The 23,691-nt window shown below is 52.7% G+C and carries 23 protein-coding genes; 13 read left to right on the plus strand and 10 right to left on the minus strand.

The genetic code is table 11. The features are described from left to right. The first annotated feature begins 30 nt into the window (after positions 1-30). The 10 genes from queA to thiL all read left to right on the plus strand — a co-directional run bounded on the left by queA (position 31) and on the right by thiL (position 9,421). Positions 31-1,107 (plus strand): tRNA preQ1(34) S-adenosylmethionine ribosyltransferase-isomerase QueA, encoded by a 1,077-nt coding sequence (gene queA, locus R5268_RS01765; protein ID WP_107678515.1) that lies wholly within the window; start codon positions 31-33, stop codon positions 1,105-1,107. A 97-nt stretch (positions 1,108-1,204) separates the two neighbouring features. After that, on the plus strand, positions 1,205-2,329 hold the full coding sequence (gene tgt, locus R5268_RS01770; RefSeq protein WP_004240418.1) for a tRNA guanosine(34) transglycosylase Tgt: 1,125 nt from the start codon (positions 1,205-1,207) through the stop codon (positions 2,327-2,329). 101 nt (positions 2,330-2,430) lie between these two features. Beyond that, the gene (yajC, locus tag R5268_RS01775; protein ID WP_046893144.1) at positions 2,431-2,766 is read left to right on the plus strand and encodes a preprotein translocase subunit YajC; all 336 of its coding nucleotides are present in this window, start codon (positions 2,431-2,433) and stop codon (positions 2,764-2,766) included. A 35-nt stretch (positions 2,767-2,801) separates the two neighbouring features. Then, a complete protein-coding gene (secD, locus tag R5268_RS01780; protein WP_166708483.1) occupies positions 2,802-4,649 on the plus strand; it encodes a protein translocase subunit SecD in 1,848 nt (615 codons plus the stop codon). 10 nt (positions 4,650-4,659) lie between these two features. Next, complete coding sequence (gene secF / locus R5268_RS01785; RefSeq protein ID WP_046893145.1) at positions 4,660-5,628, plus strand: protein translocase subunit SecF; 969 nt, start codon at positions 4,660-4,662, stop codon at positions 5,626-5,628. A gap of 110 nt (positions 5,629-5,738) precedes the next feature. After that, positions 5,739-6,188 (plus strand): transcriptional regulator NrdR, encoded by a 450-nt coding sequence (gene nrdR, locus R5268_RS01790; RefSeq protein WP_046893146.1) that lies wholly within the window; start codon positions 5,739-5,741, stop codon positions 6,186-6,188. A 5-nt stretch (positions 6,189-6,193) separates the two neighbouring features. Continuing rightward, the gene (ribD, locus tag R5268_RS01795) at positions 6,194-7,303 is read left to right on the plus strand and encodes a bifunctional diaminohydroxyphosphoribosylaminopyrimidine deaminase/5-amino-6-(5-phosphoribosylamino)uracil reductase RibD (RefSeq protein ID WP_218428473.1); all 1,110 of its coding nucleotides are present in this window, start codon (positions 6,194-6,196) and stop codon (positions 7,301-7,303) included. A gap of 121 nt (positions 7,304-7,424) precedes the next feature. Continuing rightward, positions 7,425-7,895, plus strand: a complete 471-nt coding sequence (ribE, locus tag R5268_RS01800; RefSeq protein ID WP_004236430.1) for a 6,7-dimethyl-8-ribityllumazine synthase — start codon at positions 7,425-7,427, stop codon at positions 7,893-7,895. Between the two features lie 26 nt (positions 7,896-7,921). After that, entirely contained in the window at positions 7,922-8,335 is a 414-nt protein-coding gene (gene nusB, locus R5268_RS01805) for a transcription antitermination factor NusB (RefSeq protein ID WP_046893147.1), read from the plus strand. 96 nt (positions 8,336-8,431) lie between these two features. Next, positions 8,432-9,421: a thiamine-phosphate kinase gene (gene thiL / locus R5268_RS01810; protein ID WP_218454545.1), complete on the plus strand. Its 990-nt coding sequence runs from the start codon at positions 8,432-8,434 to the stop codon at positions 9,419-9,421. Positions 9,422-9,498: 77 nt separating this feature from the next. Here thiL and dxs read toward each other — a convergent pair whose 3' ends face one another. The 3 genes from dxs to xseB are packed head-to-tail and all read right to left on the minus strand — an operon-like array spanning position 9,499 to position 12,637. After that, positions 9,499-11,367 (minus strand): 1-deoxy-D-xylulose-5-phosphate synthase, encoded by a 1,869-nt coding sequence (dxs, locus tag R5268_RS01815; protein WP_218454544.1) that lies wholly within the window; start codon positions 11,365-11,367, stop codon positions 9,499-9,501. 57 nt (positions 11,368-11,424) lie between these two features. Next, positions 11,425-12,342 carry a (2E,6E)-farnesyl diphosphate synthase gene (gene ispA / locus R5268_RS01820; protein ID WP_317418455.1) on the minus strand — a complete coding sequence of 306 codons (918 nt, stop codon included), beginning with the start codon at positions 12,340-12,342 and terminating at the stop codon, positions 11,425-11,427. 40 nt (positions 12,343-12,382) lie between these two features. Further along, the gene (gene xseB, locus R5268_RS01825; RefSeq protein ID WP_004236437.1) at positions 12,383-12,637 is read right to left on the minus strand and encodes an exodeoxyribonuclease VII small subunit; all 255 of its coding nucleotides are present in this window, start codon (positions 12,635-12,637) and stop codon (positions 12,383-12,385) included. Between the two features lie 212 nt (positions 12,638-12,849). Here xseB and thiI point away from each other — a divergent pair, with 212 nt between their 5' ends. Together thiI and R5268_RS01835 are read left to right on the plus strand one after the other, a co-directional pair. After that, entirely contained in the window at positions 12,850-14,298 is a 1,449-nt protein-coding gene (thiI, locus tag R5268_RS01830) for a tRNA uracil 4-sulfurtransferase ThiI (RefSeq protein ID WP_218454543.1), read from the plus strand. A gap of 143 nt (positions 14,299-14,441) precedes the next feature. Then, positions 14,442-16,154, plus strand: a complete 1,713-nt coding sequence (locus R5268_RS01835) for a DUF4153 domain-containing protein (protein WP_317418454.1) — start codon at positions 14,442-14,444, stop codon at positions 16,152-16,154. A gap of 56 nt (positions 16,155-16,210) precedes the next feature. Here the strand turns inward: R5268_RS01835 and yajL are convergent, their stop codons facing one another. Together yajL and panE are read right to left on the minus strand one after the other, a co-directional pair. After that, on the minus strand, positions 16,211-16,831 hold the full coding sequence (gene yajL / locus R5268_RS01840) for a protein deglycase YajL (protein ID WP_314045522.1): 621 nt from the start codon (positions 16,829-16,831) through the stop codon (positions 16,211-16,213). Next, positions 16,800-17,702, minus strand: a complete 903-nt coding sequence (gene panE, locus R5268_RS01845; protein ID WP_107678506.1) for a 2-dehydropantoate 2-reductase — start codon at positions 17,700-17,702, stop codon at positions 16,800-16,802. The genes yajL and panE overlap by 32 nt, the downstream gene beginning before the upstream one ends. A gap of 158 nt (positions 17,703-17,860) precedes the next feature. Here panE and R5268_RS01850 point away from each other — a divergent pair, with 158 nt between their 5' ends. Continuing rightward, on the plus strand, positions 17,861-18,352 hold the full coding sequence (locus R5268_RS01850) for a YajQ family cyclic di-GMP-binding protein (protein ID WP_046893155.1): 492 nt from the start codon (positions 17,861-17,863) through the stop codon (positions 18,350-18,352). Between the two features lie 42 nt (positions 18,353-18,394). Here R5268_RS01850 and R5268_RS01855 read toward each other — a convergent pair whose 3' ends face one another. The 5 genes from R5268_RS01855 to cyoB form a co-directional block, all read right to left on the minus strand. After that, on the minus strand, positions 18,395-19,756 hold the full coding sequence (locus tag R5268_RS01855) for an MFS transporter (RefSeq protein ID WP_317418453.1): 1,362 nt from the start codon (positions 19,754-19,756) through the stop codon (positions 18,395-18,397). A 108-nt stretch (positions 19,757-19,864) separates the two neighbouring features. Then, a complete protein-coding gene (gene cyoE, locus R5268_RS01860) occupies positions 19,865-20,749 on the minus strand; it encodes a heme o synthase (protein WP_046893157.1) in 885 nt (294 codons plus the stop codon). Between the two features lie 11 nt (positions 20,750-20,760). Then, entirely contained in the window at positions 20,761-21,093 is a 333-nt protein-coding gene (locus R5268_RS01865; RefSeq protein WP_004236445.1) for a cytochrome o ubiquinol oxidase subunit IV, read from the minus strand. Further along, positions 21,093-21,707 carry a cytochrome o ubiquinol oxidase subunit III gene (locus R5268_RS01870; protein WP_107678502.1) on the minus strand — a complete coding sequence of 205 codons (615 nt, stop codon included), beginning with the start codon at positions 21,705-21,707 and terminating at the stop codon, positions 21,093-21,095. Before R5268_RS01870 ends, R5268_RS01865 begins: the two co-directional genes overlap by 1 nt. Further along, positions 21,697-23,688, minus strand: a complete 1,992-nt coding sequence (gene cyoB, locus R5268_RS01875; protein ID WP_046893159.1) for a cytochrome o ubiquinol oxidase subunit I — start codon at positions 23,686-23,688, stop codon at positions 21,697-21,699. The genes R5268_RS01870 and cyoB overlap by 11 nt, the downstream gene beginning before the upstream one ends. Between the last annotated feature and the right edge of the window lie 3 nt (positions 23,689-23,691).

A 23,691-nucleotide genomic window follows, 5' to 3' on the forward strand; every position in this document is an offset into this window, starting at 1 on the left:
TTTTCTTTTTGAGATGAAACCGAGAATCTCATGCGTGTTGCCGATTTTACTTTTGAACTGCCGGACGAACTTATCGCCCGCTATCCGCAGGCGGAACGGAGCAAGTGTCGTCTGTTATCACTCGATGGTGTCAGTGGTGAACTGAACCACGGTATCTTCACCGATGTGCTGGATAAACTCAATCCCGGTGATCTGCTGGTATTTAATGATACCCGCGTGATCCCCGCCAGAATGTTCGGCCGCAAAGCCTCCGGCGGAAAGATTGAAGTGCTGGTGGAACGGATGCTGGATGAGCATCGCGTACTGGCGCATGTCCGCGCATCCAAAGCACCGAAAGAGGGTGCGGAACTCCTGCTGGGCGAAGATGAGAGCGTAAATGCCACGATGGTGGCGCGTCACGGGGCTCTGTTTGAAATCCGTTTTGATGATGAGCGCGATGTGCTGACCATTCTCAATCAGATTGGTCATATGCCGCTGCCGCCTTATATCGACCGTCCGGATGAAGAGTCGGATCGCGAGTTATACCAGACCGTGTATAATGACCGGCCGGGTGCGGTCGCCGCGCCGACAGCCGGACTGCACTTTGACGAGCCGCTGCTGGCGGCACTGCGTGAAAAAGGTGTGGAAATGGCCTTTGTCACCCTGCATGTCGGGGCAGGGACATTCCAGCCGGTGCGCGTGGATAATATTGAAGATCACATCATGCACTCCGAATATGCGGAAGTGCCGCAAAACGTGGTTGATGCTGTACTGGCGTGTAAAGCACGCGGTAATAAAGTGATTGCGGTCGGCACAACGTCGGTGCGCTCTCTTGAAAGCGCGGCGAAAGCGGCACAGGATGCACTGATTGCACCATTCTTTGATGATACCCAAATCTTTATTTATCCGGGATATGAGTATCAGGTGGTGGATGCACTGATCACCAACTTCCATCTGCCGGAATCCACGCTGATTATGCTGGTTTCCGCATTTGCCGGTTATCAGCACACCATGCAGGCTTATGAGGCAGCGGTACGCGAGCATTACCGTTTCTTCAGCTACGGGGATGCGATGTTTATTACCCGCAATCCGCAGGCGAAATTTGAAAAAGTTGGTCACGACGACTGATATACTACAAATTACTGATCCGGCAGATTTCAGCGACTGCTGACTGACTGCCGCTAATTCAACATCATCAGACTGTTTTTCTGATGCCGGAGGTTTTGTGAAATATGAACTGCAAACGACAGACGGCCGTGCGCGCCGTGGTCGCTTAATTTTTGATCGTGGCGTTGTTGAAACCCCCGCATTTATGCCGGTGGGGACTTATGGCACAGTGAAAGGGATGACACCGGAAGAAGTGAAAGAGACCGGTGCGCAAATCTTATTAGGCAACACGTTCCATCTGTGGCTGCGTCCCGGTCAGGAAATTATGAAACTGCACGGTGATCTGCATGATTTTATGCAGTGGAAAGGGCCGATTCTGACTGACTCCGGCGGCTTCCAGGTCTTCAGCCTGGGTGCAATGCGTAAAATCAAAGAAGAGGGTGTGCATTTCCGTAACCCGATCAACGGTGAAAAAATCTTCTTAAGTCCTGAAAAATCGATGGAAATCCAGTATGATCTCGGGTCTGATATCGTGATGATTTTTGACGAGTGCACACCGTATCCGGCGGATTGGGACTATGCGAAGAAATCCATGGAAATGTCTCTGCGCTGGGCAAAACGCAGCCGTGACCGTTTCGATGAACTGGGTAATCCGAACGCACTGTTCGGTATCATCCAGGGCAGTGTTTACGAAGATTTACGCGATGTGTCAGTGAAAGGGCTGGTGGAAATCGGATTTGATGGGTACGCTGTGGGCGGTCTGGCTGTCGGTGAGCCGAAAGAAGACATGCACCGCATTCTCGAGCATGTCTGTCCGCAGATCCCGGAAGATAAACCGCGCTATTTAATGGGCGTGGGTAAACCGGAAGATCTGGTGGAAGGTGTGCGCCGCGGTATTGATATGTTCGACTGCGTGATGCCGACCCGTAATGCCCGTAACGGACATCTGTTTGTGACGGACGGCGTGGTAAAAATCCGTAATGCGAAGTATAAATCAGACACATCGCCGCTGGATGCGGAATGTGACTGCTATACCTGCCGTAATTATACGCGTGCTTATCTGCATCATTTGGATCGCTGTAATGAAATCCTTGGCGCGCGCTTAAATACCATTCATAATCTGCGCTACTATCAGCGTCTGATGGCAGGTATCCGGCAGGCCATTGAAGAAGGCCGTCTGGAAGCATTTGCCGCTGAATTTTATCAGCGGATCGGGAAACCCGTTCCGCCGTTAAGTGAGTGATTTCCCCGAAACGGGATCACCCGGTGGTGTATAACATAGGCGATGCACCACCGGCAGGTTTATCTGCCTGATAATTATGTGAATAACAAGAGGATAGTTTGATGAGTTTTTTCATTTCTGACGCAGTAGCATCGACAGGTGCGGCAGCTTCTCAGGGCAGCCCGATGTCTCTGATTATCATGCTGGTCGTATTCGTGCTGATTTTCTACTTCATGATCCTGCGCCCGCAACAGAAACGTGCAAAATCACACAAGCAATTAATGGACTCTATCGCGAAAGGCGATGAAGTGTTAACTACCGGTGGTCTGATCGGTCGTGTGGCTAAAGTGTCTGACACCGGCTACATCGTTCTGGAACTGAACGAAACAACTGAAGTAACCATCAAACGTGATTTCGTCGCAGCAGTTTTACCGAAAGGTACACTGAAGGCGCTGTAATCTTCCTGTAGTATGATTTTCCCGAAGGGACTGCCGTGTTAAACCGTTATCCTTTGTGGAAGTATCTGATGCTGATCGCTGCGATCCTCATCGGTTTGCTTTATGCGCTTCCAAACCTGTACGGAGAGGATCCGGCTGTTCAAATCACTGGCGCGCGGGGAACCGCCGCCAATGAACAGACCCTGGATCAGGTCCGGAGCATTTTAGAAAAAGATCAGATCGCGAGTAAGTCGGTCGCACTGGAAAATGGTGTGATACTTGCCCGTTTCTCAAATCCTGATATCCAGTTACGTGCCCGTGAAGAGCTGGTGAAAGGCTTAGGTGAGCAATATGTTGTTGCCCTGAACCTTGCCCCGGCAACACCGAAATGGCTGACTGCCGTCGGTGGCGAGCCGATGAAACTGGGTCTTGACCTGCGTGGCGGTGTGCACTTCCTGATGGAAGTGGATATGGAAACCGCGCTGGGTAAACTGCAGGAGCAGAACCTGGATGGTATCCGTTCTCTGCTGCGTGAAAACAGTATTCCGTTCGCTTCTGTCCGCAAATCAGCGGATTACGGCGTGGAAGTCCGCTTCCGTGATGATGCTTCACGTTCCGAAGCCAGCTCTCTGTTATCAAAACGCCTGCGTGATTTAGTTTTCAAAGATGGTTCAGGCAGTACCCTGACCGCCGTGATGAGCGATCAGCGCTTAAGTGAAGCGCGCAGTTACGCCGTCATGCAGAACATTACTATCCTGCGTAACCGTGTTAACCAGCTGGGTGTTGCTGAGCCGCTGGTACAGCGCCAGGGTGCGGACCGCATCGTGGTGGAATTACCGGGTATCCAGGATACCGCACGGGCGAAAGAAATCCTCGGCGCAACCGCGACGCTGGAATTCCGCCTGGTCAACAGCACTGTTGACCCTGCCGCTATCGATGCAGGCCGTATCCCGGGCGACACCGAAGTGAAATACACCCGTGACGGACGTAAAGTCGCGCTGTACAAGCGCGTGATTCTGACCGGTGATCATATTACTGACTCCACATCACAGAGTGATGAATACGGTCAGCCGCAGGTCAGTATCTCGCTGGACAGCACCGGTGGTAACACCATGTCCGATTTCACCAAGGATAACCTGTATAAGCCGATGGCGACCCTGTTTGTCGAATATAAAGACAGCGGGCGTAAAGATGCCGCAGGCCGCTCAATCCTTGAGAAAAACGAAGAAGTTATCAACATTGCCAATATTCAGTCCCGTTTAGGATCGAACTTCCGTATCACCGGGATTGATAATGCCAATGAAGCACGTCAGTTATCACTGCTGCTGCGTGCCGGTGCCCTGATTGCACCAATCCAGATTGTGGAAGAGCGGACCATCGGGCCGACTCTGGGTCTGCAGAATATCGAGCAGGGCCTGGAAGCGTGTCTGTGGGGGCTGATGGCCTCAATTCTCTTCATGGTGATCTACTACCGTAAGTTCGGTCTGATCGCGAGCAGCGCGTTACTGGCGAACCTTATCCTGATTGTCGGGGTGATGTCGCTGTTACCGGGTGCAACGCTGACCATGCCGGGGATTGCGGGGATCGTGCTGACCCTTGCGGTTGCGGTCGATGCGAACGTTTTGATAAACGAACGTATCAAAGAGGAGCTGCGTAACGGCCGATCTGTCCAGCAGGCGATCCATGAAGGGTATAAAGGCGCCTTCTCAAGTATTATCGACGCAAACTTAACCACACTGATTACCGCTGTTATTCTTTACGCGGTCGGTACCGGTTCGATTAAAGGATTTGCGATTACGACAGCCATTGGTGTGGCAACCTCCATGTTTACAGCGATTATCGGTACACGCGCCATCGTGAACCTGCTGTATGGCGGTAAACGTATTAATAAGCTGTCTATTTAAGGAGCACGTTGTGGCACAGGATTATACTGTTGAACAATTAAACCACGGCCGCAGAGTCTATGACTTTATGCGCTGGGACAACGTGGCATTTACCATTTCGGCGCTGCTGCTGATTGCCTCTGTGGCAATCATCGGCGTGAAAGGGTTTAACTGGGGTCTGGACTTCACCGGCGGTACCGTCATTGAAGTTAACTTCAGCCAGCCGGCTGACCTGGATAAAATCCGTGATACCGTCGCGCAGGCAGGATTTAAAGATCCGCTGATCCAGAACTTCGGCAGCAGCCGTGACATCATGGTGCGTCTGCCGCCGGCAGAAGGTGCTGCCGGTCAGGAACTGGGTAAAACTGTTATCAATGTGATCAACAAAAACATTGATGAAAGTGCGGTGGTTAAGCGTATCGAGTTCGTCGGCCCGAGTGTGGGGGCGGAACTGGCTCAGACCGGGGCGATGGCGCTGATTGCGGCATTAATCTGTATTCTGATTTACGTGGCGATGCGGTTTGAATGGCGTCTGGCGTTAGGTGCGGTAATCGCGCTGGCGCATGACGTTATCATCACCCTTGGTGTACTGTCGTTATTCCATATTGAGATTGACCTGACCATTGTGGCATCTCTGATGTCGGTTATCGGTTACTCACTGAACGACAGTATCGTGGTATCTGACCGTATCCGTGAGAACTTCCGCAAAATCCGCCGTGGTACGTCGTATGAGATCATGAACGTTTCCCTGACTCAGACGTTAAGCCGTACCATTATGACATCGGCAACCACCCTGTTAGTGGTTCTGATGCTCTATATCTTCGGCGGTGCGATGCTGCAGGGCTTCTCACTGGTCATGCTGATCGGTGTGTCTATCGGTACTATTTCCTCAATCTACGTGGCGTCTGCGCTGGCCCTGAAACTGGGTATGAAGCGTGAGCACCTGATTGTGCAGAAAGTGGAAAAAGAAGGTGCGGATCAGGAATCTATCCTGCCGTAATTTCTGCCGTGAAAAACAGAAAACACCCTGTATGTGCAAGCATGCAGGGTGTTTTTTATGTGTAAACAGGGTAAACTACCGCGACAGTTCATTGACCCGCAGGATAATTTATGCATTGCCCGTTTTGCTCTGCCGTTGATACCAAAGTCATCGACTCACGCCTGGTGGGTGATGGCTCCCAGGTCCGCCGCCGCCGCCAGTGTCTGGAATGTCACGAACGCTTTACCACGTTTGAGGTTGCCGAACTGGTTATGCCGCGTGTGATCAAAAGTGATGACAGCCGTGAACCGTTTGACGAAGAAAAACTGCGCCGCGGTATGCAAAAGGCGCTGGAGAAACGTCCGGTCAGTTCTGACAATATCGAAACCTCCCTCAGCCATATCAAATCACAGTTACGGGCTACCGGTGAACGGGAAGTCTCTGCTAAGTTTGTCGGCGAACTGGTGATGAGCGAGCTGAAAAAGCTGGATAAAGTGGCGTATATCCGTTTTGCGTCGGTTTACCGCAGTTTTGAGGATATCCGTGAATTCGGCGAGGAAATTGCCCGCCTGCAGGACTGAACATGATGCATTCTGATGAATTCTATATGGCCCGCGCCCTTGAACTGGCGGCGCTGGGTCGTTTTACTACGGCACCGAACCCGAATGTCGGCTGTGTGATTGTCCGCGACGGCGAAATCGTCGGCGAAGGTTATCATCAGCGCGCCGGTGAACCGCATGCGGAAGTGCACGCGCTGCGTATGGCCGGTGAGAAAGCCCGCGGTGCCACCGCGTATGTCACACTGGAACCGTGCAGTCATCACGGCCGTACGCCGCCGTGTGCCGGGGCACTGGTGAATGCCGGGGTCAGCCGGGTGGTGGCCGCCATGCAGGACCCGAATCCGCAGGTGGCCGGACGCGGATTGTTTAAACTGCGCGAAGCCGGAATTGACGTCAGTCACGGTGTTCTGATGCAGGAAGCGGAAGCGCTGAATAAAGGCTTCTTTAAGCGGATGCGCACCGGTTTCCCGTATATCCAGCTGAAAATGGCGGCGTCTGTTGACGGTAAAACCGCTCTGGCCAACGGCGAAAGTCAGTGGATCACCTCAAAAGCTGCACGGCAGGATGTCCAGCAGTTCCGGGCTCAGGCCGGAGCCATTTTATCCACCAGTGCCACGGTGCTGGCGGATGATCCGGGTCTGACTGTCCGTCATGCGGATTTCCCGGCATCGTTGCAGCAGAGTTATCCGGAAGCGGCTATCCGCCAGCCGGTGCGGATTATCACGGACAGCCGTCAGCGGGTCACCGCACAGCATCGTGTCACACAGTTACCCGGCAGTTGCTGGCTGGCACGAACCGCCTCTCAGCCCGATAACTGGCAGGGCGATGTTGAGGAAATTATTCTTCCGGAGAACGGCAGTGGTGTGGATCTGGTTCTGCTGATGATGCAGCTCGGCAAGCGCAATATTAACCATATCTGGACAGAGTGCGGTTCACATATGGCAGGTGCGCTGCTGAAAGCCGGGCTGGCCGATGAGATTGTGCTCTATCTGGCGCCGAAAATTCTGGGCAGTGATGCGCAGGATCTCTTTACACTGCCGCCGCTTGCCCATTTGCGGGATGCGCCGCAGTTCCGGATTGACGATTGCACGATGGTCGGGCCGGATCTCCGCCTGCGTCTGATCCCGGTTTATTAATCGCTGAATTTACGCCGGAATTTAAATTTTATTCCGGAGTTTGAAAAACACAGGCGCGGTGACGGAAAGAATGTGATAAAATCCGCGCCCCGCAGTATGAAACTCGTAAGAAGGAAAGGCTATGAACGTCATTAAAGGTGTTGTCAGTGCGCCGGGTGCGCGTATCGCCATCGCAATTGCCCGCTTTAACAACTTCATCAACGACAGCCTGTTAGACGGTGCGGTTGATGCACTTGAGCGTATCGGTCAGGTTTCCTCTGAGAACATTACAACGGTCTGGGTGCCGGGTGCTTATGAACTGCCTCTGGCAGTGAAAACACTGGCCGACACCGGAAAATATGACGCTATCATTGCGCTGGGTACTGTTATCCGCGGCGGCACTGCACATTTTGAATATGTGTCAGGTGAATGCAGCTCCGGGTTATCAGCCGTTGCGATGAACAGCTCGATTCCGGTGACTTTCGGGGTGCTGACCACCGAAAATATTGAACAGGCCATTGAACGTGCGGGAACCAAAGCCGGTAACAAAGGGGCGGAAGCCGCAATGACCGCGCTGGAAATGATCAATGTGATTAAAGCCATCAAAGGCTGAATTTAGATTTTAGTAAGGGGATATGTGTGAAACCTGCAGCTCGTCGTCGTGCTCGTGAATGTGCCGTTCAGGCGCTTTATTCGTGGCAGTTATCCGGCAATAACATTGCGGATGTTGAATCAGAATTTCTGTCAGAGCAGGATGTCAAAGATGTTGATGTCGCCTATTTTCGTGAGCTGCTCTTCGGCGCGGCAACGAATGCAGTGCGCCTTGATGCACTGATGGCGCCGTACCTCTCCCGCCAGCTGGAGGAGTTAGGTCAGGTGGAAAAAGCGGTTCTGCGTCTGGCGATGTATGAATTAAGCTACCGTGAGGATATCCCTTACAAAGTGGTGATCAACGAAGCGATTGAACTGGCGAAAGTGTTCGGCGCGGAAGAAAGCCACAAATTTGTCAATGGCGTGCTCGATAAAGCCGCGCCAAATGCCCGCAGAAAGTAATCATCTGATACTTTATGCACGGACATACATGACATGATATAAAAGAGGCCGGTAAAACCGGCCTTTTGTCTTTATCTGAACGCGGAATTTCTGATTATGGCTTGTGGTGAATTCGATCTCATCCGGCGTTTTTTTGACCGGCAGCATTATTACCGCCGGGACGTTGAACTGGGTATCGGGGATGATTGTGCCCTGATGACCGTGGCGGAAAAACAGCAGGTTGCTGTCAGTACGGATACTCTGGTGTCCGGCATTCATTTTCTGCCTTCGGTGTCTGCCCGTGATCTGGCCTGGAAATCCCTGGCGGTGAATTTAAGTGATCTGGCCGCTATCGGTGCCGATCCGGCCTGGGTTTCACTGGCGCTGACGCTGCCCTCCATTGATGAAGAGTGGCTGGGGGAATTCAGTGACAGCTTCTTCGAACAACTCAATTATTACGGTATGCAGTTAATCGGCGGGGATACCACCCGCGGTCCGATGAGCCTGACGCTGACCGTTCATGGTCTGGTACCGGCCGGGCGGGCGATGAAACGCGCCGGTGCCCGTAACGGCGACTGGATCTATGTCACCGGCACGCTGGGTGACAGTGCCGCCGGACTGGCAATTTTGCTGGATGAATTGCAGCCTGAAGACCCGGCACATAAAGACTATCTGCTGAAACGCCATCTGCGGCCACAACCGCGTATCCTGCAGGGACAGGCGCTGCGTGACCTCGCCTCCTCAGCAATTGATATCTCTGACGGGCTGATTTCTGATCTTGGCCATATCCTGAAAGCCAGCCGTTGCGGTGCCAGGATTGAACTGGATAATTTACCCATGTCAGAAGCACTGAAAGCCTGTTCATCACCGGAGCAGGCGCTTGCCCGCGCACTGGCGGGTGGTGAGGATTATGAACTGTGCTTTACGGTTCCGGAAATCAACCGTGGTGCGCTGGAAATGGCACTGGCACATACCGGTGCACCTTTCTGCTGTATCGGGCAGATGAAGCCGGAGAGTGACGGTATCCGCTATTTCAGTAAAGGTGAGGAAGTGAAACCGGCGCTGAGCGGGTTTGATCACTTTGCGGTGACAGTTGCGGCAGAGTAGGCCGTAAACGCGTTATCAGTGACATAAAAAAACCCTGCTGATGTGATGCAGGGTTTTTTGTGTCCGGAGAAAGGTAATCAGGCTTTTGTCAGATACGCTTCGATGGACTTCTGAATATGGTCTGCATCCAGCCCCATATCACTGCGGATCTCTTCCTGGTCACCCTGCGGCACATAGCTGTCCGGCAGGCCGATATTGAGCACCGGCACCGGCTTGCGCTGTGCCATCAGGAATTCGTTCACACCACTGCCCGCACCGCCCATAACGGCGTTTTCTTCGACTGTTACCAGGGTGTCATGACGGGCTGCCATATCCAGGATCAGGGCTTCATCCAGCGGTTTGACAAAACGCATATCAACCACGGTGGCGTTCAGGTTCTCTGCGGCTTTCAGCACTTCTTCCAGCAGCGTACCGAAGACCAGAATCGCGGTTTTTTCTCCTTCACGGCGGACGATACCTTTACCGATCTCAATCTGAGCCAGCGGCTGGAGTGTGGCACCGCAACCGCCGCCGCGCGGATAACGTACCGCAACCGGGCCTTTGCCGTAGTGATAACCGGTATGCAGCATCTGGCGGCACTCGTTTTCATCACTCGGGGTCATGATCACCATGTTCGGCAGGATGCGCAGGAAGGAGAGATCAAACGCCCCCTGGTGTGTCGGGCCGTCATTGCCGACAATCCCGGCGCGGTCAATAGCAAACAGCACCGGCAGTTTCTGAATGGCAACGTCATGGATCACCTGATCGTAGGCGCGCTGGAGGAAGCTGGAGTAAATTGCGACAACCGGTTTGTAACCGCCGATAGCCAGCCCTGCGGCAAAGGTGACAGAGTGCTGTTCGGCAATCGCCACATCAAAATACTGATCAGGGAAGGATTTGGAGAAACGCACCATACCGGAACCTTCACGCATGGCAGGGGTGATCGCCATCAGTTTCGGATCGTGTTCTGCTTCCTCGCACAGCCAGTCACCGAAGATTTTTGAGAAGGTCGGTTTGGATGATTTGCTTTTCGGCAGTGTGCCGGTTGACGGATCAAACTGCGGTACGGCGTGCCAGCTGATCGGATCTTTTTCAGCCGGTTCATAACCGCGTCCTTTTTTCGTCATAATATGCAGGAACTGAGGACCTTTCAGATCACGCATATTTTTCAGCGTCTGGATCAGGGATAACACATCGTGTCCGTCGACCGGCCCGATATAATTAAAGCCCAGCTCTTCAAAGAACGTACTCGGTACCACCATGCCTTTGATATGCTCTTCGGTTTTCTTCAGCAGATCTTTGATAGGCGGCAGGCCGGAGAAGACTTTTTTTCCGCCCTCGCGCAGCGTGGTGTAGAGCTTGCCGGAAAGCAGTTGTGCCAGATGGTTATTGAGGGCGCCGACGTTTTCGGAGATGGACATCTCGTTGTCATTGAGGATCACCAGCATGTCGGATTTGATATCCCCGCCGTGGTTCATCGCCTCAAAAGCCATCCCGGCGGTGATCGCACCGTCACCGATCACACAGACAGTTTTACGGTTACGTCCTTCACGGGCAGCGGCAACCGCCATCCCGACACCGGCACTGATAGAGGTGGAGGAGTGACCGACACTCAGGACATCATATTCACTCTCTTCGCGCCACGGGAAGGCATGCAGCCCGTTTTTATGACGGATGGTGTCAATACGGTCACGGCGTCCGGTCAGGATCTTGTGCGGATAAGCCTGGTGGCCGACATCCCAGATCAGGTTATCAAACGGCGTCTGATAGACATAATGGAGTGCGACAGTCAGTTCAATCGTCCCCAGACCGGAGGCAAAATGCCCGCTGGAACGGCTGACGCTGTTTAACAGATATTGCCTCAGTTCATCGCAGAGTTTCGGTAAACTCTCTTTCGGTAACAGACGCAGATCATCAGGCGTCTCAACGAGTGCCAAAGTCGGATATTTAGCGATATCAATACTCATGTAATGCTCACTAATTCTTATTAAAGTTTCTGAAAATACCGGAACGTGCCGGACGGATTAGCTGTTACGTTCAATCACAAAATTAGCAAGTTCACGCAGGGTTGCTGTGTTGTAATGATGTTCTTCAAGCTGTGAAAGCGCAGCCAGTGACTCCTGATAAAGTGCCTGTGCTTTATCCTGAGCGGCTTTCAGCCCGAGCAGCGACGGATACGTGCTCTTCCCGTGAGCGGCGTCACTGCCCTGGCTTTTTCCGATCACATCCGTATGACCGATAACATCCAGAATGTCATCCTGTACCTGAAACGCCAGGCCGATAGCCTGTGCGTATGTGTCGAGAGCCGGTAACATGCGGCAGCCTGCTTCACCGGCACTCATCGCGCCCATGCGGACGGAAGCACGGATTAAAGCACCGGTCTTATGGTTATGTATTTGTTCCAGCGCATGAATACCGATGTTTTTTCCTTCGGCTTCCAGATCAAGTGCCTGGCCGCCGCACATTCCGCCAAGACCGGCGGCATCCGCCAGTTCGGCGATCATCGCCAGACGGTCTTCGGGGCGCACATCCGGCATCGGCCGGGCCGCGAGGATAGCGAATGCCTGGGTTTGCAGGGCATCGCCTGCCAGAATAGCATTCGCTTCACCGAATGCGACGTGGCAGGTGGGTTTGCCGCGGCGCAGTGTGTCGTCATCCATGGCCGGTAAATCGTCATGGATCAGGGAATAGGCATGGATACACTCAATAGCCGCCGCCGGGGCATCCAGATTGTCAGCGGTAACACCAAACATCTCACCGGTGGCGTACACCAGGAACGGGCGCAGGCGTTTGCCGCCCAGCAAAGCACCGTAATGCATGGCTTTGCCCATGTCGGTGGCGGCAAACGGCAGAGTGGTCAGGATCTCATCAAGAACGTGATCAACACGCTCTCTGGCCTGTGTCAGTTGGTTGCGGAATGTTTCGGGAGTTTGTTCAGACATGGTCATTCTCGTTCACACAGGGAACCGCCGATCCGGGCGGTCAGTCGTTTTCAGGTGTAAAATCGCTCAGCGGGGCGTTTTCATCATCATTCAGCAGGATCTGTACCCGCTGTTCGGCTGCCATCAGGGTTTTCTGACTGGTGCGGGTCAGTGCGATACCGCGCTCAAACTCGGCCAGGGCTTCTTCCAGCGGCAGATTACCCGCTTCCAGACGGGTGACGATCCCCTCAAGGGCATCGAGTGATGCTTCAAAGCTCAGTGCATCGGTTTTCGTTGCGGATGTTTTTTTGGTCATAGTCTGTTTTTCACTGATGTTGCATTTATGTCGCAAATAATTCCTAGTTTACACTTTTCAGTGAAAATTGTGCCCCTCATTTACGATTTTTACGGGGCAGATCGAGATATGGTGATATACTGCCGCCTTTCAATTTCATCAACGGGGATTGCCGCTGCCCGACACCGGCTGCTCCGTCCTTTGCAAATCAAGCCGATAGCCAGTAAACCGTTATGAAGTTTATCATTAAATTATTTCCTGAAATTACCATCAAAAGCCAGAGTGTCCGCCTGCGCTTTATTAAAATTCTGACCAGCAATATCCGTAATGTACTTAAAGATCTGGCCGAAGACGTGGCGGTTGTCCGTCACTGGGACTATCTTGAAGTCCGCGTGAAGAAAGAAGAACTTGGTGAAGGTGTGGCTGACCGCCTGACCCGCATTCCCGGTATCCACCATATTTTACAGGTGGAAGAGCGCGCATTTACTGATCTGCACAATATCTATGAGCAGACATTTGAGATGTATGCCGCGTCACTGGAAAACAAAACCTTTTGTGTCCGCGCCAAACGCCGCGGCAAGCATCCGTTCAGCTCCATCGAGCTGGAGCGCTATGTCGGCGGCGGCCTGAACCAGCATATTCCGTCTGCGAAGGTAAAACTGACGCATCCGGATGTGACGGTGAACCTGGAAGTGGAAGATGACAAACTGATCCTCGTGGTGCGTCGTCTGGAAGGGATCGGTGGTTTCCCGATCGGGACTCAGGAAGATGTGTTATCTCTGATCTCTGGCGGTTTCGATTCCGGTGTCTCCAGTTATATGCTGATGCGCCGTGGTTGCCGTGTTCATTACTGCTTCTTCAATTTAGGCGGTGCGGCACATGAAATCGGTGTGAAACAGGTGGCGCATTACCTGTGGAACCGCTTCGGCAGTTCGCACAAAGTCCGTTTTGTCGCCGTGAATTTTGAGCCGGTTGTGGCGGAAATTCTGGAAAAAGTGGATGACGGCCAGATGGGCGTGGTGCTCAAGCGGATGATGGTCCGTGCGGCATCCCGTGTGGCGGAACGTTACGGCGTGCAGGCGATTGTGACCGGCGAAGCGCTGGGACAGGTATCCAGCCAGACGCTGACCAACCTGCGTATGATCGACAACGCCACTGATACGCTGGTACTGCGTCCGCTGATCTCACATGACAAAGAAACCATTATCAATCTTGCCCGTCAGATCGGAACTGAAGATTTTGCCCGTACCATGCCGGAATTCTGTGGTGTGATCTCAAAAAATCCGACCGTAAAAGCCGTCAAAGAGAAAATCGAAGCCGAGGAAGAAAAATTCGACTTCGCCATTCTGGATGATGTGGTGCTCAACGCGCAGAACATGGATATCCGTGTGATCGCGCAGCAGAGTGAGCAGCAGGTAACAGAAGTGGAGATGGTGTCTGAGCTGTCTGCCTCTGACGTGGTACTGGATATCCGCTCGCCGGATGAACAGGAATCACACCCGCTGAAGATTGAGGGAACCGAAGTGCGCACACTGCCGTTCTACAAACTCAGCACGCAGTTCGGCGATTTACCGGCAGATACCACCTATTTGCTTTATTGCGATCGCGGGGTGATGAGCCGTCTTCAGGCACTTTACCTGGCAGAGCAGGGCTATACCAATGTGAAGGTGTATCGTCCCTGAGCCGTGACATAGTCATTGTCTCTGAACCCCGTCTCTGCTGAGGCGGGGTTTTTTATTATTTTTCAGAGTCTGAGGGGTATCGTTGTATCAGCACGGGCACTATGCTGTCCGGCAGCAACATCCATTACTGACGGGGTTTCAGAATGAAAAACAGTACGGTCCCGGTACCGGCAAGCCGTTTTGTCTATTTTATTGTTATTGTGGTGGCGCTCCTTCAGGGGCTTACACTGAATGCAACATCCGATTATCTGATCCGCAGTTCATGGCAGTTGCCGGGATCACTGGTCTGGCTGCCGATGCTGCTGGCGATGTTTGTGCCGACGGTATTCAGTTATCTGATCAGCCGGTTTTCCTCTGCGGCTCTCTGGACAGGGCTGGTTCTGACGGCAGCTCTCTGTGTCTGGATGAATTACTGGTATCTGAGTGAGGCAACGGCGGGCCACACCCGTGAGCTTTCTTCGCTTATTCCTCTGCTGGTATTGCTGTTCTGGCTGATTCTGCCGTGGTTTCAGCTGTGGCAGTCATCCGGCTCACGGAATCCGGATTATGCGCTGCTGACGGAACAGTATGTCAGAAACACCGTGCTGGGTGCGCTGGCAGGGCTTATCGGTCTGCTGGTGATGGGCATGCTGCATCTGGCGGTCTATCTGTTCCGGATTGTGAACCTAGAGTTTCTCAGCGGGTGGCTGGATGATTCTCTGTATTACTGGATGAGCTTTTGTCTCGGGTTTAACGTCAGTCTGGTATTTGTCCGGTCGGTCTTTTCTTTCAGCACCGGAAAAATTGCCGGCTATGTGGCGCGGGTGTTGTTGCCGCTGCTGACGGTTATCGGTGTGATTGCCGCCGGCGGATTGCTGTTATCCGTGGTGACCGGCGTCCGTGTCAGCGGGCTGGGCTCATTCACCATGATTTGGTTTGTCGCGCTGAACATCATTCTGCTGAATCTGGTTTACGGCAATGAGTGCGTCCCGCGCTTCCGCTCCTGGCTCAGCGCGCTGGTGCTGGCCGGTGTGCTGCTGCTGAACGTTTTTTCGCTGTCGTCGGTTTACGGCATTCTGGTGCGTGTTAATCAATACAGCTGGAGTATGGATCGGTTATACGGATTCAGTATCGCGCTGTTTTTGGCGGTGGTCGTGCTGGCGTACAGCGTGGCACTGTTATGGAAACGCAGCGGATGGGCGGTGCTGCTCGGGCCGGTCAACAAGGCCGGATTACTGGTGCTGATGGCGGTTATCCTGGTGATCAGCAGTCCGCTGGCAGATTTTAAACAGATCACGGCAAACAGTATTCTGGCCGGTATTGAAAAGGGCAGAATCAAAGTCACCTCTGATATCCGCTATACCCTGGAAGGTCTGGGGAAACGGGGAGAGGCGGCACTCACCGTGCTGAATGACAACCCGGAATACCGTAAAGCACTGACCTACTCCTCTTATGATCAGGACAACCGCCGGACACTGCAGGAGGTGCTGCTCACAGTACCGGGCAGCCCAGAATTACCGGAATCCTGGTGGGAGGGAAAACCGGATGTTACCCGCAGCTGGTTCTGCACGGAAACCTCCGCGAACGGGGAGTGTCTCGGATTTATGGCGGATGCGGACGGAGACGGACAGGATGAGGCGGTGGTCTGTATTACCGGTTACTCCGATACATCGCTGTATTGTCAGATCTGGCAGCAGACCACTGAAGTTGCTGAGGGAGAGCCGGATAAGCTGGTCTGGACAGAGAGCGATTATCAGGATATTCAGTATGCCTCTGAAGCCGATCAGAAGGCGGCATGGGCGGCACTGAAGGCAGGACATTACTCGCTGAAACCCAAAAAATGGATGATGGTGACACCGGAACCGCCGGTACAGTAAAAACCTGTTTTACAGCAATCTCAAACGCCCGGTATCATAAACAGCCGGGCGTTTTTTTATTTGTTGTCCGCCAGTGTGCGGTAAGGGGTATCCTGATAATCCCAGATCCCCGGCGGCAGCACTAATTCAGCCGCCACTTTCGCGGCAGTTTCCTGCCCGCACAGGCGTTCAGTCAGGCGCAGAGCAAAATCGATAGCGGTAGCCGGACCCTGACTGGTCAGTAAATTAACGCGCTCATCAAAATACACCCGCTGATTCACCCACTGTTTTGCCGGTATTTTATCTTCCAGCGCCGGATAACCGGTCATATTGCCAAGCGGGAACAGATTGTGGCTCACCAGAATAACGGATGGTGCCGCACAGATAGCGGCAACAATGTGTCCGTCACAATGCATCCGGCGGATTTTTTCGATCACCAGCGGGCTGTCACGCAGATTTTCCGCACCTTTCAGGCCGCCCGGCAGCACAATGGCGTCAAACGGGGTATCCGCCACCCGTACCAGCGGCACGTCGGCCATAATACGGATCCCGCGCGAACCGGTGATCAGACAGCCGCCGTCATCATTGGCACTGGCGAGTGTGACAGTGATACCGGCACGCACCAGGAGATCGGCGGTGGTGACGGTTTCGGTTTCTTCGCAGCCGTCAGCGAGACAAATGAGAACTGAAGGGGGCATTTTGTTCCTCTTTTTGTTTGACGAGGCTGTAAACGTGAATATGTTCCGGCAGCAAAATCCCGTGATAGCGGGCTCGTTGCAGCAGATAGCCGGTAATGTAATCAATCTCGGTATAACGGCCGTAAAGAATATCCCGGCGCATAGACGAGCTGTGATCGGCGGTTTTTTCAATCACATGAAGAATGTATTCATAGATATCATCACCGTCTGTATGAATACCTTCACGCAGCATCACTTCCGCAACTTCATCACACAGTACCCGGATTTGCGGCAGGTGTGACATCAGCTCCCCGTTTTTGCAGTCGTAGATAACGGTCAGCGGGGAGATAACACAGTTCACGGCCAGTTTTTGCCAGCAGGCGGCATCGATTTCATCATGCCAGGCCACATCCGGCAGGGCATCGTGCAGAATATCGGCCAGATGACCGTAATGGCGGGCACGTTCATTCACCGGGCCTATGTGTGTCAGTCCGCGGCGGCTGTGGTGCAGCAGGCCGTCTTCTTCAAATGCAGCGTGGGAAGTGATGCCGGTCAGCAGCGGGTTCGGACAGCGGGATAACTCACGCGCCACGCCCATACCATTGTGCAGCAGCAGTACCGGACAGGATTCCGGGATTTTCGGCAGCAATTGATTAACGGCTTCGGAGGTTTGCCAGGCTTTCAGGCAAACCAGCAGTAATTCGGTTTGCGCAAGGAATTCCGGATCATTTGTGGTAAATTGCCCGTAAAACGGCTCTCCGTTCAGAGAATCAATATTTACATTCAGGTAAGGCTCGGGAATACGCATCCATCCCTGCACCTCATGACTGCCTGACAGTGCAGCGAGCCAGAGTTTCCCGATTGCGCCGCAACCCAGTACTGTTATTTTCATAAGGACTCCGGACAGCGAAAAAGATGTGAGCAATATCACTGAATAGTACCACTTTTTGTCCGTTTGCACCTTAGTAAATATAGCGGGAAATATAGTGCTTTTGTTGGTCTGATAAACCCGGTATCATGCCGGTCAGTTGAATATAGGGAGGTCTTCCGATGCCATCATTTGATATTGTTTCTGAAGTTGAATTACATGAAGTGCGCAATGCCGTGGAAAACGCACAGCGTGAAGTGACCAGTCGCTGGGATTTCCGCAACATTACCGCCACGATTGAGCTCAATGAAAAAAATAACAGTGTTAAGATGACCAGTGAATCTGATTTCCAGGTCAATCAGCTGGTTGATATTATGCGGGAAAAACTGGCGAAACGCGGGATTGACGGCGCGTCTCTGACCGTTCCGGATGAGATTGTTCACAGCGGCAAGCTGTACAGTGTTGAGGCAACGCTGTTACAGGGGATCGACAGTGCGCTGGCGAAAAAAATCGTCAAGCTGATCAAAGACAGCAAACTGAAAGTACAGACACAGATTCAGGGAGAAGAGGTTCGTGTGACCGGTAAATCCCGTGATGATTTACAGTCTGTTATGGCACTGGTTCGCAACGGGAAGCTGGGGCAACCTTTCCAGTTTAAAAACTTCCGCGACTGAGTGTTATCCGGCAACCCGCATCAGCATGGTTGCCGGTTTCTGTCAGCCCTGTAAAACGGCTTCGAGTTGTTTGCGGTTTGACAGTTTGGTATCTGTTTTCACATACACCGCCCGTTCCTGTGCAATAATCACCACATCACATACACCCGGCTTTTCGCGTAATTTCGCAGCAATATCCGGATGATTCACGTCATTTTCCGGCAATTCCAGACGCAGACTGCTGACATACGGCGGCTGACGCAGTGTCAGGCTGACAGCCAGCCAGATAAGTGTCAGTACCAGACCACCACCAAAAACGGCCAGTGCGCCATTCATGCTGTAGAGCAGGCCGCCGAGACTGCCGCCCAGCGCCACGCCGATAAACTGGCTGGTGGAGTAGATCCCCATGGCCGTTCCTTTGTAGCCGGCCGGAGCTTCTTTGCTGATCAGTGACGGCAGAATCGCTTCCATCACATTGAACGCAATAAAGAAGATCTGCAATCCGCCGTACAGCAGCCAGAGGTTTTTACCTGCCAGCAGAAACATGATTTCTGCCAGCGCCATCATGACCACGCAACTGACAAAAACCTGCTTCATTTTGCGGTATTTTTCCGCATAAATAATAAACGGCAGCACAGACACGAAGGCTATCAGCATCGTGTACAGATACGCTTTCCAGTGGGACTCCCGCGCCAGCCCGGCATCACTCATCACCAGAGGAAGGGCGACAAAGGTCGCCATCAGCAGAGTGTGCAGGGCGAGGATACCGAAATTCAGCCGCGCGAGCTGTTTATCCATCAGAACCTGTTTAATCGCGCCTTTTACCACGGCGGTTTCCCGGTTCTGGCGGTGCTCTTTATTATCCGGCACGACATACAGCGTGACGAGGATGCCGAGAAACGCGAGCAGGGCAATGCCCCAGAACAGGCCGGACAGGCCGATGATATCCGCCAGTACCGGTCCGAGTACCAGAGCGACTGCAAAGGTGATCCCGATGCTGATCCCGATAAAGGCCATCGCTTTGGTGCGGTTCTGTTCACGGGTGGTATCGGACAGTAATGCCATGACAGCGGCAGAGATCGCGCCTGCACCCTGGAGCGCCCGTCCGGCGATCACGCCGTAAATAGAGTGGCTGAGCGCGGCAACAATACTGCCCGCCATAAAGATAATCAGCCCGCCGATAATCAGCGGTTTACGGCCGATTTTGTCAGAAAGCAGGCCGAAGGGGATCTGAAAGATGGCCTGTGTCAGGCCGTAGACGCCGATGGCAAAACCTATCAGGGTGCTGGTGGCGTCTTTAAAATCGAGTCCGAATGTGGTGATAACAGGTAATACCATGAACATGCCGAGCATGCGCAGAGAAAATACCGAGCCTAAGCCCCAGGTCGCGCGACGCTCAACCAGAGTCATTTTATTATCGTTCATGGGATAACCTCAAAAAAACAGACACCACATTCTAATGAGATTTGTGGTTTTTACTAAACACAAAATGGCAGGGAAGCCCTGCCATTTTGTTATTACAGAAAGTGTGTGTTAACGGCTGTAGGCCAGCAGAACATCGCCGGAGACGCTTGGGTCAACAGACATCATCACACTGAGTGATGTGATAGCGACAATGGAGAACACGAACAACTTACGTGCCCAGAGGCGATCGTTCGTTGTTTTATAGCCCGATAATGCCATGCCGAGCCACCAGACACTGACTGCCGCTGCGACAATCAGGTACTTATATCCCGCATACCCGCTGATGGCGAGCATCAGTGTGGCAAACATAAAGGCGATGATGTACAGGATAATGTGGTTTTTCGCCACAGAAATACCTTTAATCACCGGCAGTACAGGGATATTGGCCGCCTGGTAATCTTTGAAACGGAAGATGGCAATCGCGTAGGAGTGCGGCATCTGCCATAAACTGAAGATTAACAGCAGGATCAGTGCGCCGGTATCAAACTGGCCGGTCACTGCGCAGTAGCCGATAACCGGCGGAGCGGCACCGGACAGGCTGCCGACCAGTGTGCCGTAAACCGATTTGCGTTTCATGTACAGGCTGTAAACCCCGACATAAACCACAAAGCCGACAACAGCAATCAGCATTGCCACCACATTGGCTGCCACTAACAGCAGCACCATGCCGGCAATACCCAGCACAGAGGCATAAACCAGACTGATTTTCGGGTCAATAAGCCCTCTTACCAGAGGGCGGTTTTTCGTGCGTTCCATGACGGAGTCGATGTCGCGGTCGATGTAATTGTTAAAAACACAACCGGAGGCCACGACCAGCGAGACACCGAGCAATGTCGCAATGAACAGGGGGTAATCAATGTCACCTTTGGAGGCGAGCAGGAATCCCCCGACCACAGAAATTAAATTTCCGAAAATAATTCCCGGTTTGGTCACTTGCAGGTATTGCTTCATCATATCGGCAACTCTTAATCAACCATCATATTGATGTTCAGGTTGTACATAATCCACAGTGAACCCACGACCACGATACCGATAATGAGGAGCGTGAACAGGAACGCAATCAGGTTCCAGCGCTCTTCAGACGCGGTATTCATGTGCAGGAAGCACACCAGGTGAACAAGAATCTGAACAACAGCGGTAATCACAACAGTCGCCAGCAGTACAGATGTTGAGGCAGTTCCCTCAATCACCATATAAAACGGGATGACTGTCAGAATGACCGACAATATAAAGCCGATCAGATAGGTTTTCACACTACCGTGGCTTGCCCCGGTACCGGCTGTATTTGAATGACTCATTACAGTGCCCCCAACAGATAAACAACGGTGAACACACAAATCCAGACCACGTCCAGGAAGTGCCAGAACAGGCTTAAGCAGTTCAGACGGGTTTTATTCACCTCGGTCAGGCCGCGACGGCTGGTCTGGATGATCATGATAATGATCCAGATAAGACCGGCAGTGACGTGAAGACCGTGTGTTGCCACCAGGGTGAAGAAACCGGACAGGAAGCCGCTGCGATCCGGGCCGTAACCTTCGCTGATTAATTCATGGAATTCGTAAATTTCCATCGCCACGAAGCCGAGGCCGAACAGGAATGTCACAAATAACCACAGATTAACCTGACCCACCTGATTGCGGTTCATTGCCAGCATGGCAAAGCCGTAGGTGATACTGCTGAATAACAGCAGGAAGGTTTCCACCAGTACAAACTGTAAGTTAAAGATTTCTTTGCCTGACGGTCCGCCGGCGGTGCCGTCTTTCAGCACCACATAAATGGCGAACAGACTCGCAAACAGAATCAGGTCACTCATCAGGTAGACCCAGAATCCGAAGACCTTGGTCGCACCTGCATCGTGATGCCCATGATTATCATGGGCGTTATTATGTTGAGTCAGGGTATTAGTTGACATTATCCACACCTGCCTTGCTCAGTTGTTCGTAGTGGGCGTTTTCGATTTTTTCGACTTCAGCCACAGGAACATAGTAATCCACATCTTCGTCGAAGCTTTTCACAATCCAGGTGACGATCATGCCGGCGAAACCGACAATCGCGAGCCACCAGATATGCCAGATCATGGCGAAACCAAAGATCAGGCTGAAACCGGCGATAATCACACCTGCTGCCGTGTTTTTCGGCATATGAATTTCTTCATATTTTGCAGGGCGTTTATGGGCGGTGCCTTTTTCTTTCATATCCCACCACTCATCACGGGACTGAACATCCGGCACTTCAGCGAAGTTATAGAACGGCGGAGGTGAAGAGGTTGCCCACTCCAGTGTGCGGCCGCCCCACGGGTCACCGGTGACGTCACGGTTCTGGTTGCGGTCACGGATACTGACATAGAACTGAATGACCTGGCACAGAATACCGACACCGATGATGGCCACACCGACGGCTGCGATTAACAGCATAGTGTGGAAAGTCGGGTCAATGTTCTGGCTGATACGGCGGGTCATTCCCATGAAGCCCAGCACGTAAACCGGCATAAAGGCAACAAAGAAACCGATGAACCAGCACCAGAATGCACGGACACCCCATTTTTCGTTCAGGGTGAAACCGAACGCTTTCGGGAACCAGTAAGCGGTACCGGCGAAGCATCCGAAGACCACACCACCGATAATGACGTTATGGAAGTGTGCAATCAGGAACAGACTGTTATGCAGGACAAAGTTTGCACCCGGTACTGCCAGCAGAACCCCGGTCATACCACCGACGGAGAAGGTGATAATAAAGCCGACTGTCCAGAGCATCGGGGTTTTGAACTCGATACGGCCCTGATACATGGTAAACAGCCAGTTGAATATCTTCACCCCGGTCGGAATGGAGATGATCATCGTGGCGATACCGAAGAAGGCGTTGACGTTCGCACCGGAGCCCATGGTAAAGAAGTGGTGCAGCCAGACGATAAAGGACAGAACCGTAATCGCGATGGTTGCCCATACCAGTGAGGTATAGCCGAACAGGCGTTTTTTCGAGAATGTCGCAGTGACTTCAGAGAAGACCCCGAAGACCGGCAGAACCAGGATATAGACTTCCGGGTGACCCCATGCCCACACCAGGTTGATGTACATCATCATGTTGCCGCCCATATCATTGGTGAAGAAATGGGTGCCCATGTAACGATCAAGGGTCAGACCGGTTAAGGTCACGGTCAGAATCGGGAACGCGGCGATAATCAGGATGTTGGTACAGAATGCCGCCCAGGTAAAGACCGGCATTTTCATCATCGACATACCCGGTGCGCGCATACGCAGTACGGTGGCGAAGAAGTTAACCCCGGTCAGTAAGGTACCGATACCGGATATCTGAAGACTCCACAGCCAGTAATCGACCCCGACGCCCGGGTTATATTCCAGTCCCGACAGCGGCGGATAGGCCAGCCAGCCGGTCTGTGCAAATTCCCCGATACCCAGAGAGAGGTTCACCAGGATCACACCGACCATAAAGAACCAGAAGCTCAGGGAGTTCAGGAACGGGAAGGCAACGTCACGTGCGCCGATCTGTAACGGCACGACCAGGTTCATCAGGCCGACAACAAACGGTGTCGCCACGAAGAAGATCATAATAACGCCGTGGGCGGTAAAGATCTGGTCGTAGTGTTCAGGCGGCAGGAATCCGGCTTCACCGGCAGACGAAAGGGCCTGCTGGGCGCGCATCATAATGGCGTCAGCAAAACCACGGATCAGCATCACCATTGAAACGATGATGTACATAATACCGATTTTTTTATGGTCAACAGTTGTTAACCATTCAGTCCATAACCACGTCCATTTGCGGAAGTAGGTGATAAGACCGACAAGTGCAGCACCGCCCAGAATGATACCCAGTACCGTAATAACAACGATAGGCTCATGCAGGGGGATGGCATCCAGTGTTAATTTTCCGAACATGCT

Origin of the sequence: Morganella sp. BCCO 40_0007 (genome assembly GCF_032989665.1) — a bacterium.
GTDB lineage: Bacteria > Pseudomonadota > Gammaproteobacteria > Enterobacterales > Enterobacteriaceae > Morganella > Morganella sibonii.

Bases quoted from the DNA above. Each gene is read 5' to 3' on its own strand.
- queA (WP_107678515.1), top strand. From the start codon at position 31: ATGCGTGTTGCCGATTTTACTTTTGAACTGCCGGACGAACTTATCGCC.
- yajC (WP_046893144.1), top strand. From the start codon at position 2,431: ATGAGTTTTTTCATTTCTGACGCAGTAGCATCGACAGGTGCGGCAGCT.
- nrdR (WP_046893146.1), top strand. From the start codon at position 5,739: ATGCATTGCCCGTTTTGCTCTGCCGTTGATACCAAAGTCATCGACTCA.
- ribD (WP_218428473.1), top strand. From the start codon at position 6,194: ATGCATTCTGATGAATTCTATATGGCCCGCGCCCTTGAACTGGCGGCG.
- ribE (WP_004236430.1), top strand. From the start codon at position 7,425: ATGAACGTCATTAAAGGTGTTGTCAGTGCGCCGGGTGCGCGTATCGCC.
- thiL (WP_218454545.1), top strand. From the start codon at position 8,432: ATGGCTTGTGGTGAATTCGATCTCATCCGGCGTTTTTTTGACCGGCAG.
- dxs (WP_218454544.1), bottom strand. From the start codon at position 11,367: ATGAGTATTGATATCGCTAAATATCCGACTTTGGCACTCGTTGAGACG.
- ispA (WP_317418455.1), bottom strand. From the start codon at position 12,342: ATGTCTGAACAAACTCCCGAAACATTCCGCAACCAACTGACACAGGCC.
- xseB (WP_004236437.1), bottom strand. From the start codon at position 12,637: ATGACCAAAAAAACATCCGCAACGAAAACCGATGCACTGAGCTTTGAA.
- thiI (WP_218454543.1), top strand. From the start codon at position 12,850: ATGAAGTTTATCATTAAATTATTTCCTGAAATTACCATCAAAAGCCAG.
- R5268_RS01835 (WP_317418454.1), top strand. From the start codon at position 14,442: ATGAAAAACAGTACGGTCCCGGTACCGGCAAGCCGTTTTGTCTATTTT.
- yajL (WP_314045522.1), bottom strand. From the start codon at position 16,831: ATGCCCCCTTCAGTTCTCATTTGTCTCGCTGACGGCTGCGAAGAAACC.
- panE (WP_107678506.1), bottom strand. From the start codon at position 17,702: ATGAAAATAACAGTACTGGGTTGCGGCGCAATCGGGAAACTCTGGCTC.
- R5268_RS01850 (WP_046893155.1), top strand. From the start codon at position 17,861: ATGCCATCATTTGATATTGTTTCTGAAGTTGAATTACATGAAGTGCGC.
- R5268_RS01855 (WP_317418453.1), bottom strand. From the start codon at position 19,756: ATGAACGATAATAAAATGACTCTGGTTGAGCGTCGCGCGACCTGGGGC.
- cyoE (WP_046893157.1), bottom strand. From the start codon at position 20,749: ATGATGAAGCAATACCTGCAAGTGACCAAACCGGGAATTATTTTCGGA.
- R5268_RS01865 (WP_004236445.1), bottom strand. From the start codon at position 21,093: ATGAGTCATTCAAATACAGCCGGTACCGGGGCAAGCCACGGTAGTGTG.
- R5268_RS01870 (WP_107678502.1), bottom strand. From the start codon at position 21,707: ATGTCAACTAATACCCTGACTCAACATAATAACGCCCATGATAATCAT.
- cyoB (WP_046893159.1), bottom strand. From the start codon at position 23,688: ATGTTCGGAAAATTAACACTGGATGCCATCCCCCTGCATGAGCCTATC.